Consider the following 15,794-nt stretch of genomic DNA (forward strand, 5'->3'; position numbering starts at 1 on the left):
CTGAATCTTGAATCTTCGGGCTCGCTGCGAGCCCCTGCCAGGAGTTAAACATGGCTGCCAAAGACGTAAAATTCTCCCGTGACGCCCGCGAGCGCATGCTGCGCGGTGTCAACATCCTCGCCGACGCGGTGAAGGTCACGCTCGGCCCCAAGGGCCGCAACGTCGTCATCGACAAGTCGTTCGGCGCCCCGCGCATCACCAAGGACGGCGTCACCGTCGCCAAGGAAATCGAGCTTGAGGACAAGTTCGAGAACATGGGCGCGCAGATGGTCCGCGAAGTTGCTTCGAAGACCAACGACATCGCCGGCGACGGCACCACGACCGCGACCGTTCTGGCTCAGTCGATCGTCCAGGAAGGCCACAAGGCGGTTGCCGCCGGCATGAACCCGATGGATCTGAAGCGCGGCATCGATCTCGCCGTGGCCGACGTGGTCGGCACGCTGATCAAGAACGCCAAGAAGATCAAGACCTCGGAAGAGGTTGCCCAGGTCGGCACCATCGCCGGCAATGGCGACTCCTCGGTCGGCTCGATGATCGCGGAAGCGATGCAGAAGGTCGGCAATGAAGGCGTCATCACGGTCGAGGAAGCCAAGACCGCCGATACCGAACTGGAAGTCGTCGAAGGCATGCAGTTCGACCGCGGCTATCTCTCGCCTTACTTCGTCACCAACGCCGACAAGATGGTCGCCGATCTGGAAGACGCCTACATCCTGCTGCATGAGAAGAAGCTCTCCAACCTGCAGGCCATGCTGCCGGTGCTCGAGGCTGTCGTGCAGACCTCCAAGCCGCTGCTCATCATCTCGGAAGACGTCGAAGGCGAGGCTCTGGCCACGCTGGTCGTCAACAAGCTGCGTGGCGGCCTGAAGATCGCCGCCGTCAAGGCGCCGGGCTTCGGCGACCGCCGCAAGGCCATGCTGGAAGACATCGCCATCCTGACCGGTGGCCAGGTCATCTCGGAAGACCTCGGCATCAAGCTCGAGAATGTCGGCCTCAACATGCTCGGCCGCGCCAAGAAGGTGTCGATCTCCAAGGAGAACACCACCATCGTCGACGGCGCCGGCAAGAAGCCGGAGATCCAGGGCCGCGTCGCGCAGATCAAGCAGCAGATCGAGGAGACCACCTCGGACTACGACAAGGAGAAGCTGCAGGAACGCCTGGCCAAGCTCGCCGGCGGCGTTGCGGTGATCCGCGTCGGCGGTGCGACCGAAGTGGAAGTCAAGGAAAAGAAGGACCGCGTCGATGATGCCCTCAACGCGACCCGCGCGGCCGTCGAAGAAGGCATCGTTCCCGGCGGCGGCGTCGCGCTGCTGCGCGCCTCGCTCAACATCAAGGCGACCGGCGCCAACTCCGACCAGACCGCCGGCATCAACATCGTGCGTCGCGCGCTGCAGGCTCCGGCCCGCCAGATCGCGGCCAACGCCGGTGCGGAAGCCTCGATCGTCGCCGGCAAGATCCTTGAGAACAAGGGCGCGACCTTCGGCTACAACGCCCAGACCGGAGAGTATGGCGACATGATCGCCATGGGTATCGTCGACCCGGTCAAGGTCGTGCGCACGGCCCTCCAGGACGCGGCCTCGGTCGCCGGCCTGCTGGTCACCACCGAAGCCATGATCGCCGAGGCTCCGAAGAAGGAGTCGGCTGGCGGTATGCCGGGCGGCATGCCTGGCGGCGGCATGGGCGGCATGGGCGGCATGGACTTCTAAGAAGTCCATAAGTACGCCCATCAACTCACTTTGCTCAAGCCCGCAAGCGGGCTTGAGTGGCGGCATGGACTTCTAGTCCAGCCAATCAGCTATTTTGCAAAGGGCGGCAGCGATGCCGCCCTTTTTCTTTGGAACCAGCAGTTGCCGGCAGCCGATCAAATGAAGAGGCAGCGTCACACGGCAGCGTCGGCGCGTTGGGCGACTTTACCTGCAAGCACCGCCTGCTCGATTAGCGCGGCCACCTCATCGGCTACCGTAATGACCGGCGTGCGGTCGCGAGTGGCGCGGGCAATCACCATCAGGCCTTCCAGCGACGACTCGACCAGCAGCGCCAGCACCTGCGCGCGGCGCTCGGCCACCCCTGCCCGCAGGAACGCCTCCCGCAGCAGCCCAATCCACTGCTCGAAAGCGGAGCGGCAGATTTCCGCCAGGTCCGGCACGTCGTTGGGCGCGTCGAGCACGATCGGCGCGATCGGACAGCCGAGCGAAAACTCATTCTCCTCCAGCATGCGGGCCACAGACTGGTAGATGTGGTGGACGGCAACCGCCGGATCTTTTTCCGCCGCCAAGGCCGCGCCCAGCCGCTCGGTCACCTCGGCCACACTGGCCCGCGTCACCTCGATGACCAGTTGATCCTTCCCGCCCGGGAAATGGAAGTAGAGCGAGCCGCGCGGCGCGGCACTGGCACTCAAAATGTCGTTCAGCGAGGTCCCGTGATAGCCACGCCGCCGCAAAAGCAGGGCCGTCGCCTCGATCATCCGGGTCCGTGTGTCAGTCGCCATGTCAACCTCTGTCAGGAGAGCGCATTATAGGTCTTGCCTCAAATATGACAATCGGTCTACATAATATGTAAATCGGTCTACATATTTCGGAGACGATAATGCGGAGCTATCGGCTGGAGGCACAGGGCGACGCATCGACGGGTTGCTGAACGGAAGGAGCAGATCAAATGACTACTGAAAACATCATCGACACTGCCGCTGCCTCGCGCTCTGATGCGACGACGGAAATCATGCGGCGCTTCAACGACGTCTTCCAGCGTCATGACCCATCGGCGCTGAGCGAGCTGGTCGACGAAGGCTGCGTGATCGAGAACACCACGCCAGCGCCGGACGGCGCCCGCCGCGACGGCAAGGCCGCCTGCGTCGAGCTGTGGTCGATCGCCACCGGACCCGGCACACGCTTCGATCTCGAGGAGACGTTCGTGGCCGGCGACCGCGCGACGATCCGCTGGCGCTACTGGATGGCCGACGGCAACTCGCTGCGCGGCGTCAACCTGATGCGTGTCGCAAACGGGCGGATCGTCGAGGCGATGGGCTACGTGAAGGGATAGCGTCTCGCGCAATTCCCGGCAAAGTCCATGGCGATTTTCGTCCGGAGTTGCGCAAGAGCCAGTGCATGGAGGGGATCTACGAAGCGGAACCGCTTCCCGTGTGGCGCTAGCGGTCCGCCAGCGCCAGCTTGGCGCCGAGCATCACAAAGGCACCGGCGAAGGTGCGACGCATCCAGGTCAGCACCATCGGTCGCGACACGACATGGCTGCGGATCGAAGCGGCAAAGATGCCATAGCCGACAAAAACCACGAAGGTCAAAAGCATGAAGACAAAGCTGAGTTCCAGCATCTTCGACAGCGCACTGGGTTCTGTAGCGCTGACGAATTGCGGCAGGAAGGCAAAGAAGAAGATCGACAGTTTCGGGTTGAGCACGTTGACGAGGATACCGGTGGCAATCACCTTGCCGGCCGAGCGCGGCGCGACATTCTCATCGACGCTGAGGCCTCCCTTCTCCTTCAGCGTGTTCCAGGCCATGTAGAGCAGATAGGCGACGCCGAGATATTTCAGCGTCTCGAAGGCGATCGCGCTGGTGTGCAGCAGCGCTGCAAGACCGGTGATGGCGGCGGCCATGTGCGGGATGATGCCGAGCGTGCAGCCGAAGGCGGCAATGACCGAGGCCCGCGCGCCGCGCGAAAGCCCGGCGCTCAGCGTGTAGAGAACGCCGGTACCGGGCGAAGCCACGACGATCAGCGACGTCAACAGGAATTCGATGCTCACGATTGATCCTCCGCAGCCCTGCTCCGATGCAGCCTAGCCAGCAAGGTAGATCAGCACAAGCCGCCGGAAACGCGGCTACGACGTCGTCGGCAATCCGTGCGCCCGGCGCGCCATCAGGCAGTCGTCGTCGCCCGGCATGCAGGCGCGACAGACATCCGGGCGGACGTCGTAAATGCCGCAAGCCGTCGCCTTGCCCACCTCGCCGGTCAGGGCCGAGCAGCGCACGCCCTCGCAACGCATGCCGGATTCGTTGGTCGCGACATATTTTGCCGGGATACGGTCGAGCTGCGCGTCATCCTCGGTGGAAAAGCGCGGCCATTCGGCCGAGTAGGAACAGCAAGCGCCACAGCTCTGGCAGTCGAAGGCGGGCGCCGCGAGGCCGCGCGGCGCAAGCACGACAAGGCTGCGATCGGCGTCCTGCGGCAAGGCGTTATTTTTTCCTGCCCGCCTTGCGCGGTGGCGTCTCGACCGGTGACTTGAACAGGTCGGTCGCTGCCTCAACGGGCGCGGCCTTCGGCGCCGCGGCCGGCTTCGCCGGCTTTGCAACGGCCGACGCTGCCGGCTGGTCCTTGGCGGAGAATTTTATGGCCATGTCAGTCCTCGTTGCCGGAGCGCGATGGCGCGCGCGGATTGCGCAAGCGGCCGATCAGCGCCGAAACCGCCGTGATGTTCATTTCCTCCGGCGACCAGATCGCCGTTGCCTCGATGTGATGCGGCCCAAGTTCGCGATGCGTGCTGCCGCTGTAAGCGGCGTCCTGATAGGTGACCAGCTGCCGTGTCTTGGGATCTTCGCGGACATATTCGATCAGGTAGTTCGGGCACTCGGCACGGCCACGCACGCCAATCCGCACCTGCGCATCGCCATGGGCCCGCTTGCAGCGCTCGAGCTTTTCCAGCACACGCCGGACATATTCGACCGGCTTGTCCAGCCCTTCGACCATATCGGCGATGGTCGCATTGGCAGCGATCGGCGTTGGCGGCACGCGTTTGGTGGCCATCAGCGTGCGTCCGTGTGGTTCGGCAAGGCTGGCTTGCGCGGTTTGTGCAAAGTGGCGGTCAAAATCTTCTCCTGTCCGGAGCGCCGAAAATGGCGAGGCCGGTCTTTCGGCCATGGCTGCGTACAAAGCAATACGGCGTCTGGTTCAAATTTGTCGGGTGCTGCCTCGCCGCCATGGCTGCCCACAAATACGCATAGCACACCCTGACGGCCAGCGCCTGGAATTCGATCGCCCTGCACGGGAAAGATGATGCCCGCCCTGCTACGCCGCAACGCTCTGGCCACTTGCCACAGCCGCGTGTGAAGAAAAACTTGTGTTCGTAGGGAACCGATGTTCCGATCGGGCGTTTTGGATGTGCCGTCAGCAATTCATGAGAGCAATCGAAGAAGGTTGACGGCAAAAGGACGCCTCCCGCGCAATAAAACGCACGAGGGGCGTTCTTGTATGGCGCGCGTGGCCTACATCACGGCGGTCATCATCGGCAGGATTTCATAGCGAAAACCCAACCCAGAACGAACCGCCGGATCCGCCTCGGTCAGTTCCCGCACGGCGGCCTCATCATCGGCGCGCACGATGCCGAGTCCCCAGGGGCCGACAGGATCGGCGACCGGTCCGAACAGGATGACACCGCCCTCGCCCAGCTTGCCGCGCAGATAATCCGAATGCTGTTTCATCAGCGCCTTTTCCGCATCGGTCAGGGTGAAGGCAAAGTCGGGCCGTGGCGGGATCAGCCGGCAGTGGAACACGCCCTGCGGTTTGCCGCCGGCCCTATCCGTGAGGAAGGCGGCCAGCCAACCCAGCACGCGTTCCCAGCCGAGGCCGTGATCGCGGCAAGCACCCTCGCGAGTGCCGAACCCCTCATGACGCAGAATCAGCCGCGTTCCGGTGTCGATCGCTTCGAGCATGTAGGTCACGGTGGTGACGTTGTCGCCGTCCCACGGGGCCTTCCATGTCAGGACCAGAAGGTGCGGCGGCTCGACCTTGAGATATTCGCCCTGGACATGAAATTCCTGGCCATCGGCGCCCTTGCCTTCCGATCGCCACGTGCCGCCCGACCGCACGTCTGCCGTATGTCTCGTTGTCCGGTAGAGCTCGTCCGATCCCCACCAGAGCGGAATCTGATCATCCGCCGTCAGGGCGTGAAACACCCGCTCGGGAGGCGCGGCTATCGTCACGGTGGCGAGAATTGTGCCCGCCGACACATCGGCGATGGCGCGAGGTCCGTCGTGGCTGGCCATCATTCATTCTCCAGATAAGACTTCAGATTGCCAAGGCTTGCCTGCCAGAAATCGCGATAGGGCAAGATCCAATCGGCCACGTCCTTCAGTTCAGCCGGTTCCAACCGGTAGAGCCGCTCGCGGCCGTGCTTCTGCTCGGAGACGACGCGCAGCTCGCGCAGAACCCTCAGATGCTTGGAAATCGCCGGCCGGCTCTGCGAAAAGGCCGAGGCGAGTTCGTTGACCGGCGCCGACCCATGCCGCAACCGGTCGAGAATGGCACGGCGCGTCGGGTCGGCAATGGCGCGAAAGACGGAACGGTCAGGATCAGTCTGCGGCATAATGCGTATCCATTTGGTTACGTATTATGCCGATTGGAGACTTCCGTCAACCTTGCTCCAAAAGACTGCTCAGCGCTCCTGGTCGGTCGGCCTGATGACGATCTCGTTGACGTTGACGCGTGCCGGTTGAGTGACCGCATAGAGGATGGCGGCGGCGACATCCTCGGCGGTCAGCGCCTCCATCGTGGCGAGGCGCTGGTCCAGTCCCGCCTTCGAGGCGGCGTTGGTGATGTGGTCGCCGAGTTCGGTGCGCACCAGTCCGGGCTCGATGACGGTAACGCGGACCTTGTCGGCGTAGACCTCACGCCGCAACGATTCCGAAAAACCGACGACGCCGAATTTGGTCGCCGCATAGCCGCTGGCGCCGGGATTGGCGACGCGGCCGGCGACCGACGAGATATTGACGATATGACCTTTGGCAGCCCGGAGATGCGGGAGCGCTGCCTTGGTCACGCTCATCAGGGCCAGCAGGTTGAGTTCCACCATCTGGCGCCAGTCCTCGAGCGTCGCCTCCGCGGCCGGCGAGAGCAGCATCACCCCTGCATTGTTGACGAGGATATCGAGCCGGCCCCATTCGGCCACCACCTTTCCGACCATAGCAGTGATGTCATCGTTGCGGGTGACATCAGCCTCGATGCGCAACGCCGCTCCGCCGGCCTTCTCGATGCGCGCGGCCAGCGCTTCGAGCCGATCGGCACGGCGGGCGGCGACCGCCACCTTTGCCCCAGCGGCGGCCAGCGCCGTGGCTGTTGCCTCACCAATACCCGATGAGGCGCCGGTGACGAGAGCGACCTTGTCGGCGAGCATGGAAGAAACGGTCATTGCAACATCTCCAAAAAGCCCCTGCCCAACGCTCCTAGATAGGCTGGCCCGATCCTTCTGGAAGGCCGCTTCCCGCTATTCGTCAGGCCCGGGCTCGGGCCAAGGTTCCCTCGCCGCCTCCGCGTACCATTGCCGCATCGCCGGCGTCGCGAGCACGGCATCGACATAGGCCCTGGTGTCAGGCGCCAGCATGCCGCCATAAGTGTCGAAGCGTGTGACAACGGGCGCGTACATGGCGTCGGCCGCGGTGAATTGGCCGAACAGGAAGGGACCACCCTTGCCATATTTCTCGCGGCACTCGCGCCATAGCGCCTCGATGCGCGCTCGCTGCGTTTCGCCTTCGGCGTCGAGCGGCTTGTGCGCTTTCAGCCGCCGCAAATTCATCGGCCAGCCATAGCGGACCTCGCGAAAACCGGAATGCATCTCGGTCGCCGCCGAGCGCGCCATAGCGCGAGCGCCAATATCGGCAGGCCAGAGGTTCTTGTCCGGAAAAACGTCGGCAAGATATTCAAGGATGGCAAGGGTTTCCCAGACGACCCTGCCTTTGTGATTCAGCACCGGCACCTGACCGGTCGGCGACACTTTGGCGAGGTTGGCGGCAGTTTCGGGCGTGCGCAGCCGCACAAAACCTTCCTCGAACGGGATCTCCAGATGCTTCATCGCTAGCCATGGCCGAAGCGACCATGAGGAGAAGCACTTGTTGCCGATGTAGAGCGTGAAGTTCGCCATTTCTCTCCCCATGCGCACGACCGTCCAGGAAACCTTTGGCGCGTGCGTCTCGGCAACCTAGCCGGTCAGCCTTGCCGCCGGAAGCGGCTGCTCGCACTCATTTGCTTGCGGGACAATGCTTGGAACTTAACAGACACTGGCCCGTTTGTTCCGCGCGGACGAATTCCTCCGAATTCGCACTTCCAGGAGATGCGGAAAATGGTGAACAAGGATCAGGTCGCGGGCATGTCCAAGCAGATCAAGGGCTCGGTCAAACAGGCTGCCGGCAAGGCGACCGGCAACAGGCGGACCCAAGCCGAGGGCATGGCGGACAAGGCCGCGGGCAAGGTGCAGAAGACCTATGGCGACTTGAAGGACAAGGTTAGGAAGGTCCTCTGACCCCCAGCCAGACCTGGTTCTGTCCATCAGGAAAGGCGGCTGCCAAAGCCGCGTTTTTCATGTGCTCCAACCCTTGCTGAAAGCATTGGTGAAGGCGACCTCGCCATGATCATCGCGCGCCTCACCCAACACCAGGTCCATGCCGTCGCTGGTCACCCTGGCCAGCGCGAAGCCGCCCATAAAGGCAGCCTTCGGCTTGAACAGGTCGAGCCCGTCACGGCGGTAGACCAGCGACGTTTCGTGCTGGTGGCCATGGAAGATTCCAACGATATTGTACCCCTTCAGCATCGCTATCAGCGCCTGCCTGTCGGCATCGCCCCACCAGTGCGGCGCACCGGCGCCCTCATCGTCGTAGGTCCGCTTGGCAGGATCCCAGCGCTCTGTCGAAAAAGTATCCCAGCCATTGTGCTGGAACAGGATGACGGGGCGGCCATCGGCCGCGTAGGTCGCCAGATCCTGCTTGAGCCATGGCAGGCTGCTGTCAGCACCGTGGCCGGTATCGCCGGCGAAACGATGCGTCTGGACGAGATGCAGACCGCCCCAATACCATGAATAGCAGTCGGTCTCGACATCATAGCTCGTGGCCGGGACAGGCGGCTTGAAAAACACCCCGGCGCGGTGGTTGACCTCGACATAGTCGCGCATTTCGCACCGATACCAATCGACATGGTTCGGCGGGCCGTTCTGGTCGAGATCATGGTTGCCGAGCCCGACATAGACCGGCATGCGGACGCGGTCCGGGCCGACGCCTTGCTGGTAGCGCTGGCTGAACTGGAGAAGCTGCGTGCCCTCGCTCGGCTGGGTGATCTGGCCACCGCCATCGTCGGTCATGTCGCCGCCGACGACGAGGCCGATCGGCATGCCGATCCGGTTGCCTGCCGAACGCAAGCCGGTGGCGACACCGTTGATCTCGGCCGGCCAATCCTTGTCGGCGATGGCGTTCAGTGCCGCGACATTGCGCAGCATTGCGGCGTCGGTCTTGCCTTCCTGCAGGCAGTTGGGGCTCAAGCCGTTCGCCATGCGGCAGGCATGGACATCGGCGATGAACAGGAACGTGGCGTCGATGGGCTGGATGCGCTGCCCGGTCTGGCTGAATGCCGGACGTGAAACCGCCACGGCAAAACCCGCGGCCTGCGCCAGAAAGCTGCGTCGTGAAAACAATGTTGGCCGCAGGTGATTTATCATCGGCAGAATTTCAGCACAAACGGCGTCTGTCCGTCCAGTTTCACCACGGCCTTGGCCATCGACATCGCGATGAACATCTGCCCCTTCCACCGGCACTTGTTTCTATTTGAAAGAAACGGGGAATGCTATGAAAAGCGCGTCCGGTCGGCATGGGCTTTATTCGCCGGATCTGCAGGCCGCCATGCTGTGGTGATCCAACCGCCTCAGACGGTGCCATTTCGCCGCACCACTCTACGCCGCCGCCTTGCCCCCAACTCGCCTTGGGATAATGCAGTTTGGGCGCTCCATTCCAGGGCCGTCAGACAGTCGCGCAGCACGGCGGCGTCCTGCGTCGCCTTGGCCATCGACATGGCGCCGGAATAGGTGGCCACGGCAAGTGCCGCAAAACGCGCGGGATCGGTGCCTTGCTCCCTGCCCTCCTGCTGGTCGGCCCTGATCTTGTCGGCGAGCGCCTGACGCCACGCGGCAAAGATGTCGGCAAAGGCCGCGCGGAAATCGGGATCGGCGAGCGACAGTTCATGCGCGAGATTGTTGAGCGGACAGCCGCGCACGAAACCCTGCCGCTCCAGTTCCGCCGCCACGGTCTCGAACACAGCCCGCACGCCATCGCGGGCCGAAGCCGCCGCCTGCATCGGCGCGATCCAGGTCTTCTCGACCGCCGCCGCGACGCGCTCATCGATCACCGCCAGCGCCAGTGCCTTCTTGGTCGGGAAATGATGATGCAGGGCGCCGCCGCTGACACCCGCCGCCGTCATCAGGTCGCCCAGGCTGGAAGCGTGATAGCCGCGCGCCTGAAATGATTCCTCGGCCACGTCGAGCACCTTCCTGCGCATGCCCTCGGGGTCGTTGACGCGTTTTCGGCGCCCGGGTGCTGTTCGACTGGTCGTCTCTGCTGACATTGGCCAACAATAGCATGTTGACAAAACAGGACAACCGGTCTGTTTATAAACAGGACGATCAATCTGTTTAGGAGCTTCCCGATGAACCTGCCTCTGAACATCACGCCGGAGACGGCGCTCGCCTCGCCTGTCGTCGAGTTGCGGCAATACACATTAAAGCCCGGGCAGCGTGAAACGCTGATTGCCCTTTTCGACCGGCAGTTCGTCGAGAGCCAGGAGGCGAGCGGGATGACTGTCATCGGCCAATTCCGCGATCTGGACCGGCCGGACATGTTCGTCTGGCTGCGCGGTTTCGACAGCATGGACGCACGCAAGGATGCGCTGACCGCGTTCTACGGCGGACCGATCTGGGCGGCGCACCGGATGCAGCCAATGCGACAATGATCGATTCCGACGATGTGCTGCTACTGAAGCCGGCTTGGGCGGGCGCCGGCCTTGACCTTTCGGGCGCGGAGCGGGCCGGCTCGTCCTTTGGCGAAAAACCCCTCCGAAACAAGCGCCTGGCCGGCCTTGTTGTCATCTGGATTCATCATTTGCGACCGGGGGCCGAGGCCGGTTTCATCGGCCGCTTCGAAGCCGAAGCGGCGCCGGTACTGACAGCATCGGGAGCACCTTTGCTCGCAGCCTTTGTTACCGAACATGCCGAGAACAGCTTTCCGCGGCTTCCGGTAAGGACTAACGAAAGCGTGTTTGTCAGCATCTTGGGTTTTGAAACCGCGGAAGCGCAAGCTCGCCACGAAACCGTGCTTGCGACCTCACCGGGCTGGGAAGCGTTCCTCGGCAAGGCCGAGCCGGATTTGACCAAGCCGACGGAAATCTTGCGGCTCTCGCCGACATCGAGATCGCTGCTTGGCAAGTGAGCCTTGGCAAGCAGACCATCGCGAACAGCCGTCGGCCACGGCAAATTGGTTTGGCCATCGACATTTCGCCTGCTACGGCTTGACGATGAACTCGGTCCACATCCCCGCTGCGAAGTGACCAGGGATATTGCAGACGAGCACGTATCTGCCAGCCTTCAAGTCCACCGTAAGAACGCCCGAAGCACCCGGATCGAGTTCTGAAACCTCTCCCTTGTCACCGGCCTTGTCCTCATCGACCCGGTTCTCGGCGGTGAGGTAAGGCAACGGTTTGCCGGGATCAGCCGGATTCATCACGATCATCTCATGGACGGTGTGGCCCAAATACCCATGGTGGCCTTCGACATGTCGAGATTTGGCGGCCCATGGGCCAAATCTGTAGGCATCGCCATATTCGCTCCCTGTCCCACAACAGAACCTGGACAACGCTGGCGGCCTGCGCGGCGCCGGCTGTCACAATCACTACGGCAAACGAAAGCGCTGCATTTCTCACCACTCTCTTCACGGTGACGCTCCTTCCCGCAGGCCGGTGCGGTCCGGCCGCCAATCGCCCGTTTGCAGGCCTATTGGAACCAATGAATGGCCCAAACGGTGGTGCATAGGTTGCGCCGCCAGACGCCCTTGTCCTTGCGTTGGATCAATCCGCCCATACCTGGCTCAAACCTATTGTCCGCCTGCTGGACTTGCCTCGCATAGGAATGCCAAGCGACATCGCGCGGTATCACCACGCCGATCCAAGCGCTTGGCACCACTCGCCGGCCCTGCGCCGCGCCATCAGTCAGGCCAGCCGGTCGTGCGCTTGCGCCGCTGAAGACCGGACTTCAGATTGCCGCCAGCCGCCGCGTGATCCTGAAGGAGCTTCGCCCAGGCCGCCACGGCTGCCGCGCGCGTCAAGCGGGTCTGCGCGAAATGCCGCGCTTCCGCGGCGATTTCGGCTTCCAACTTCGGATTGGCGCGCAGCCATTCGATGCGCTCAGCCAGATCAGACAGATCGCGCGCCACCGGAACATAGTGGCGAAACGGCTCGATATCGTCGAAGAACCACTCTCGCCATGGCCTGTCCTGCAACAGCACCACCCGCTTGGTGTGGAGCAGCATTTTGAAGCGGCCGCTATAACCGGCGCCTTCGACGTCGATCATGTATCTGTAGGTGGCGACCTGGTCTTCCATCGTCCTGAAGCTGGTGGAATACCGATTGATGGCGACATCGTAATTCTGCTCGGTGTCATACGCCTCGATGAGGTCCGGGCGGGCCGACGCGATCTCGACAATCCTTTTTGCGGGCACCGTTCATGCAGCGCCCAGCCCAGAACAACCTGTCATCGCGCGGCGGCTCTTCCGACGCAGCCGCCATCGCGCTCGTCTTCCGGTCATAGTCGTCGAACTTCGCGTCCGGCCAGCCATCGAAAACGAAATCGGGCGCGGCCACCTCGCCATAGCCATCAGCCTAGGAGAAGGCGAAACGCGTGCGGAAATAGCGATGCCTTCTGCGCGACGGCGTATCGCCGAGAAGCATATAGAACGGTGGCAGGCTGCGGAGGCCAAGGGATGCCAATGCCTCGGCAATGAGGGTCAAGACCTGCACGTGCCTCTTAAGCCAGGCGGCGCGGGAGCGCACCCTGAGCTTGCCGCCCTCGAAACGGCAGTGGATCTCGCCGCGATTGAGCCCAGGCAGAAAACGCCTGCCGACCTCGGCGACATCGACAGCGATGGGAAGCGCATTCAGTCCCGTCTTGAGTGGTGCCATCTTGAAGACGCTCTCGCAGCGACCGATTTAGATCCGAAGGCTTGGTCCGACGTGACCGTGTACGGCTCGTTCGTTAAGGCGGCTAACCCGTTGACGAGGCGGATGCAAGGGGACCAGCGACCGGCGAAGTTCATACCGTGGGATAGCCTAGCGCCTAACCACGGTTCGGCTGCCTGCGAAGCGTATTACCGGAGCACCTTCTTCAACCGATTTGCATCCTCGCCGCACACAATCTCTGCTTGAAGCCATTTGTGCAACGCGATACGCCGTTGCCGACTTCGAGAAGGAGAAACCTTGTGAGCACGTCAAAGATCAGAACCGAAACCGATACGTTCGGGCCTATTGAAGTCGCCGCCGACCGTTATTGGGGTGCGCAGGCGCAGCGTTCCCTAAGCAATTTCAAGATTGGTTGGGAAAAGCAGCCGGCTTCGATCGTGCGCGCGCTCGGCATCGTCAAGCGGGCCGCGGCGGAAGCCAACATGGACCTGAAGCGGCTCGATCCCGCGATCGGCAAGGTGATCGTCGAGGCCGCGCAAGAGGTCATCGACGGCAAGCTCAACGACCATTTCCCGCTGGTGGTCTGGCAGACCGGCTCAGGCACGCAGTCCAACATGAACGCCAATGAGGTGATTTCCAACCGGGCGATCGAAATGCTGGGCGGCGTCATGGGCTCGAAGAAGCCGGTGCATCCCAACGATCACGTCAATATGAGCCAGTCGTCGAACGACACCTATCCGACGGCCATGCACATTGCCTGTGCCGAGCAGATCGTGCATCACCTGATTCCCGCGTTGCACCACCTGCACAAGGCGCTCGCCGCCAGGAGCCGAGACTTCAATCACATCATCAAGATCGGCCGCACGCACACGCAGGATGCCACCCCACTCACCCTCGGCCAGGAGTTTTCCGGCTATGCGGCGCAAATCGCCTCCTCGATCAAGCGCATCGAGATGACGTTGCCCGGCCTGCAGGAACTGGCGCAGGGCGGCACCGCCGTCGGCACCGGCCTCAACGCGCCGGTCGGCTTCGCCGAAAGGGTTGCGGACCGGATCGCCGCCATCACCGGCATCGCCTTCGTCACCGCGCCGAACAAGTTCGAGGCGCTGGCGGCCCACGATTCCATGGTGTTCTCGCACGGCGCCATCAATGCGACTGCCGCAGCACTCTTCAAGATCGCCAACGACATCCGCTTCCTCGGTTCGGGCCCGCGCTCGGGCCTTGGCGAGCTGTCGCTGCCGGAGAACGAGCCCGGCTCCTCGATCATGCCGGGCAAGGTCAATCCGACGCAGTGCGAGGCGATGACGCAGGTCTGCGTGCAGGTGTTCGGCAACAATGCAGCGCTGACCTTCGCCGGCAGCCAGGGCCATTTCGAGCTCAATGTCTACAACCCGCTGATGGCCTACAACTTCCTGCAGTCGGTGCAGTTGCTCGCCGACGCTTCGGTTTCCTTCACCGACAACTGCGTGATCGGCATCGAGGCGCGGGAAGACAACATCAAGGCGGCGCTCGACCGCTCGCTGATGCTGGTGACGGCGCTGGCGCCCACCATCGGCTACGACAACGCCGCAAAGATCGCCAAGACCGCGCACAAGAACGGCACCACGCTGCGCGAGGAAGCGCTGGCCACCGGCCTGGTCAGCGAAGCCGATTATGACCGGCTGGTGCGACCGGAGGACATGACGCATCCGGGATAAGGTATTTTTCGGCGGGAGAATTTTACCCCGTCGTCGCACAGCCCGGCACGAATTTTGCGCGCCTTGCCCGGCCACGAGAACGTACAACCTGTGAACAATGTGTCGCCACACAGGCGTCTTTGGTGAACAGTTGGCATGGTCTATTTGATTGGCATTCAACCCATTCGGAGAGCCACCATGTCCACCAACACTTCTGTCGCCGGCACCGGCACCGCATCCAACGCCTCGGGCGCGATCCTCGCAGGCCGCGTCCTTCTCTCAATCCTGTTCATCCTTTCGGGCTTCGCCAAGCTGACCGCGATTTCCGCCACCGCGCAATGGTTCGGCGGTATCGGCCTGCCGCTGCCGATGGTCGCCGCGATCGGTTCGGGCCTGCTGGAATTCTTCGGCGGCCTCGCCATTCTGGTCGGCTTTCAGACCCGCATTGTGGCGATCGTGCTCGCCATCTTCACGCTCGCCGCCACCGCCATCGCGCATCTCAACTTCTCGGACCAGATCCAGATGCTGATGCTGGAGAAGAATCTCGGCCTCACCGGCGGCTTCATCCTGCTTGCGGCGCTGGGCGCCGGCGCCTACTCGATCGACGCCAAGCGCGGCTGAAATTCCATCCTCCCAACGATCTGAATTCAGGCGGCGCGGAATTTTCCGCGCCGCTTTTTCGTTGTCCAAAACAAGCGCCGCGGTGGTTTCGGCCGCAGTCCCGCAGGCGTAAGGTGGACGGTAGCCGGTGTGGCCCTGACCGGGGCGCCGGCAAGGGAGTAGCCATGAACCGCAATGCATTGCTCCTGGTTTCGCGGCTGCTGTTTGCCGTGCTGTTCGTGCCGTCCGGCTTCCAGGCACTCAGCAGCATCGCCGGCACAATCAATTATTTCGCCGGCCTCGGCCTGCCGCTGCCAACGCTCGCCGCCTGGGGCACGGGCCTGTTCGAGTTGATCGCCGGATTGCTGATCCTCATCGGGTTCCAGACCCGTATCGTGGCACTGCTGCTGGCGGCCTTCTGCGTCGCGGCCGGGTTCATCGGCCATTACGGCCAAGGCGCCGGCGATGCGACGCTCGCCTTCCTGCACCAGCAGATGCTGATGAAGGACATTGCTATTGCGGGCGGTTTCCTGGCGCTGGCCATGGCCGGTGCGGGAGCATGGTCGGCTGACGGACGCGGGTCCGTCTGAGGCC

22 protein-coding genes are annotated in these 15,794 nt (G+C 63.0%); 8 read left to right on the plus strand and 14 right to left on the minus strand.

What is annotated here, in order from left to right:
* The first annotated feature begins 50 nt into the window (after nucleotides 1-50).
* Nucleotides 51-1,703 carry a chaperonin GroEL gene (gene groL, locus FJ938_RS18705; RefSeq protein ID WP_140611304.1) on the plus strand — a complete coding sequence of 551 codons (1,653 nt, stop codon included), beginning with the start codon at nucleotides 51-53 and terminating at the stop codon, nucleotides 1,701-1,703.
* 173 nt (nucleotides 1,704-1,876) lie between these two features.
* Here groL and FJ938_RS18710 read toward each other — a convergent pair whose 3' ends face one another.
* Nucleotides 1,877-2,485, minus strand: coding sequence for a TetR/AcrR family transcriptional regulator (locus FJ938_RS18710; protein WP_140611306.1), 609 nt, complete (start codon nucleotides 2,483-2,485; stop codon nucleotides 1,877-1,879).
* Nucleotides 2,486-2,652: 167 nt separating this feature from the next.
* On the opposite strand from FJ938_RS18710, the gene FJ938_RS18715 reads away from it, so the two are divergent.
* Nucleotides 2,653-3,036 carry a nuclear transport factor 2 family protein gene (locus FJ938_RS18715; RefSeq protein WP_140696176.1) on the plus strand — a complete coding sequence of 128 codons (384 nt, stop codon included), beginning with the start codon at nucleotides 2,653-2,655 and terminating at the stop codon, nucleotides 3,034-3,036.
* Between the two features lie 106 nt (nucleotides 3,037-3,142).
* Here the strand turns inward: FJ938_RS18715 and FJ938_RS18720 are convergent, their stop codons facing one another.
* From FJ938_RS18720 to FJ938_RS18750, 8 genes are all read right to left on the minus strand, one after another.
* Nucleotides 3,143-3,754, minus strand: coding sequence for a LysE family translocator (locus tag FJ938_RS18720; RefSeq protein WP_140611310.1), 612 nt, complete (start codon nucleotides 3,752-3,754; stop codon nucleotides 3,143-3,145).
* A 75-nt stretch (nucleotides 3,755-3,829) separates the two neighbouring features.
* Complete coding sequence (locus FJ938_RS18725) at nucleotides 3,830-4,150, minus strand: YkgJ family cysteine cluster protein (protein WP_226890681.1); 321 nt, start codon at nucleotides 4,148-4,150, stop codon at nucleotides 3,830-3,832.
* 34 nt (nucleotides 4,151-4,184) lie between these two features.
* Nucleotides 4,185-4,346: a hypothetical protein gene (locus FJ938_RS29545; protein WP_181165684.1), complete on the minus strand. Its 162-nt coding sequence runs from the start codon at nucleotides 4,344-4,346 to the stop codon at nucleotides 4,185-4,187.
* Nucleotide 4,347: 1 nt separating this feature from the next.
* Entirely contained in the window at nucleotides 4,348-4,752 is a 405-nt protein-coding gene (locus FJ938_RS18730) for a hypothetical protein (RefSeq protein WP_140611313.1), read from the minus strand.
* 458 nt (nucleotides 4,753-5,210) lie between these two features.
* The gene (locus FJ938_RS18735; protein WP_246673404.1) at nucleotides 5,211-5,993 is read right to left on the minus strand and encodes an SRPBCC domain-containing protein; all 783 of its coding nucleotides are present in this window, start codon (nucleotides 5,991-5,993) and stop codon (nucleotides 5,211-5,213) included.
* Entirely contained in the window at nucleotides 5,990-6,310 is a 321-nt protein-coding gene (locus tag FJ938_RS18740; RefSeq protein WP_140696179.1) for a metalloregulator ArsR/SmtB family transcription factor, read from the minus strand. Before FJ938_RS18740 ends, FJ938_RS18735 begins: the two co-directional genes overlap by 4 nt.
* Nucleotides 6,311-6,379: 69 nt before the next feature.
* Complete coding sequence (locus FJ938_RS18745) at nucleotides 6,380-7,132, minus strand: SDR family NAD(P)-dependent oxidoreductase (protein WP_140696182.1); 753 nt, start codon at nucleotides 7,130-7,132, stop codon at nucleotides 6,380-6,382.
* 75 nt (nucleotides 7,133-7,207) lie between these two features.
* A complete protein-coding gene (locus FJ938_RS18750) occupies nucleotides 7,208-7,861 on the minus strand; it encodes a glutathione S-transferase family protein (protein WP_140696185.1) in 654 nt (217 codons plus the stop codon).
* Nucleotides 7,862-8,050: 189 nt separating this feature from the next.
* Here FJ938_RS18750 and FJ938_RS18755 point away from each other — a divergent pair, with 189 nt between their 5' ends.
* The gene (locus FJ938_RS18755) at nucleotides 8,051-8,239 is read left to right on the plus strand and encodes a CsbD family protein (RefSeq protein WP_181168797.1); all 189 of its coding nucleotides are present in this window, start codon (nucleotides 8,051-8,053) and stop codon (nucleotides 8,237-8,239) included.
* 57 nt (nucleotides 8,240-8,296) lie between these two features.
* Here the strand turns inward: FJ938_RS18755 and FJ938_RS18760 are convergent, their stop codons facing one another.
* Both FJ938_RS18760 and FJ938_RS18765 read right to left on the minus strand, forming a co-directional pair.
* On the minus strand, nucleotides 8,297-9,424 hold the full coding sequence (locus FJ938_RS18760) for a metallophosphoesterase (protein ID WP_140696191.1): 1,128 nt from the start codon (nucleotides 9,422-9,424) through the stop codon (nucleotides 8,297-8,299).
* 203 nt (nucleotides 9,425-9,627) lie between these two features.
* Nucleotides 9,628-10,257, minus strand: coding sequence for a TetR/AcrR family transcriptional regulator (locus tag FJ938_RS18765; protein ID WP_181168795.1), 630 nt, complete (start codon nucleotides 10,255-10,257; stop codon nucleotides 9,628-9,630).
* Nucleotides 10,258-10,404: 147 nt separating this feature from the next.
* Between FJ938_RS18765 and FJ938_RS30405 the strand changes: the two genes are divergently transcribed.
* Together FJ938_RS30405 and FJ938_RS30410 are read left to right on the plus strand one after the other, a co-directional pair.
* Nucleotides 10,405-10,707, plus strand: a complete 303-nt coding sequence (locus tag FJ938_RS30405) for an NIPSNAP family protein (protein WP_348642286.1) — start codon at nucleotides 10,405-10,407, stop codon at nucleotides 10,705-10,707.
* Nucleotides 10,704-11,183: a hypothetical protein gene (locus FJ938_RS30410; RefSeq protein WP_348642287.1), complete on the plus strand. Its 480-nt coding sequence runs from the start codon at nucleotides 10,704-10,706 to the stop codon at nucleotides 11,181-11,183. Before FJ938_RS30405 ends, FJ938_RS30410 begins: the two co-directional genes overlap by 4 nt.
* 72 nt (nucleotides 11,184-11,255) lie before the next feature.
* Here the strand turns inward: FJ938_RS30410 and FJ938_RS30015 are convergent, their stop codons facing one another.
* The 3 genes from FJ938_RS30015 to FJ938_RS18785 form a co-directional block, all read right to left on the minus strand.
* Complete coding sequence (locus tag FJ938_RS30015; RefSeq protein ID WP_246673406.1) at nucleotides 11,256-11,504, minus strand: sulfocyanin-like copper-binding protein; 249 nt, start codon at nucleotides 11,502-11,504, stop codon at nucleotides 11,256-11,258.
* A 450-nt stretch (nucleotides 11,505-11,954) separates the two neighbouring features.
* Nucleotides 11,955-12,467 carry a glycosyl transferase family 90 gene (locus tag FJ938_RS18780; RefSeq protein WP_140696197.1) on the minus strand — a complete coding sequence of 171 codons (513 nt, stop codon included), beginning with the start codon at nucleotides 12,465-12,467 and terminating at the stop codon, nucleotides 11,955-11,957.
* 160 nt (nucleotides 12,468-12,627) lie between these two features.
* The gene (locus FJ938_RS18785; RefSeq protein WP_140696199.1) at nucleotides 12,628-12,927 is read right to left on the minus strand and encodes a hypothetical protein; all 300 of its coding nucleotides are present in this window, start codon (nucleotides 12,925-12,927) and stop codon (nucleotides 12,628-12,630) included.
* Nucleotides 12,928-13,223: 296 nt separating this feature from the next.
* Between FJ938_RS18785 and fumC the strand changes: the two genes are divergently transcribed.
* The 3 genes from fumC to FJ938_RS18800 all read left to right on the plus strand — a co-directional run bounded on the left by fumC (nucleotide 13,224) and on the right by FJ938_RS18800 (nucleotide 15,790).
* Nucleotides 13,224-14,621: a class II fumarate hydratase gene (gene fumC, locus FJ938_RS18790; RefSeq protein WP_140696202.1), complete on the plus strand. Its 1,398-nt coding sequence runs from the start codon at nucleotides 13,224-13,226 to the stop codon at nucleotides 14,619-14,621.
* Between the two features lie 177 nt (nucleotides 14,622-14,798).
* Nucleotides 14,799-15,221 carry a DoxX family protein gene (locus FJ938_RS18795; RefSeq protein WP_140696205.1) on the plus strand — a complete coding sequence of 141 codons (423 nt, stop codon included), beginning with the start codon at nucleotides 14,799-14,801 and terminating at the stop codon, nucleotides 15,219-15,221.
* A 164-nt stretch (nucleotides 15,222-15,385) separates the two neighbouring features.
* On the plus strand, nucleotides 15,386-15,790 hold the full coding sequence (locus tag FJ938_RS18800) for a DoxX family protein (RefSeq protein WP_140611331.1): 405 nt from the start codon (nucleotides 15,386-15,388) through the stop codon (nucleotides 15,788-15,790).
* Nucleotides 15,791-15,794: the final 4 nt, after the last annotated feature.

It is taken from the genome of Mesorhizobium sp. B2-4-14 (assembly GCF_006442155.1).
Lineage (GTDB): Bacteria > Pseudomonadota > Alphaproteobacteria > Rhizobiales > Rhizobiaceae > Mesorhizobium.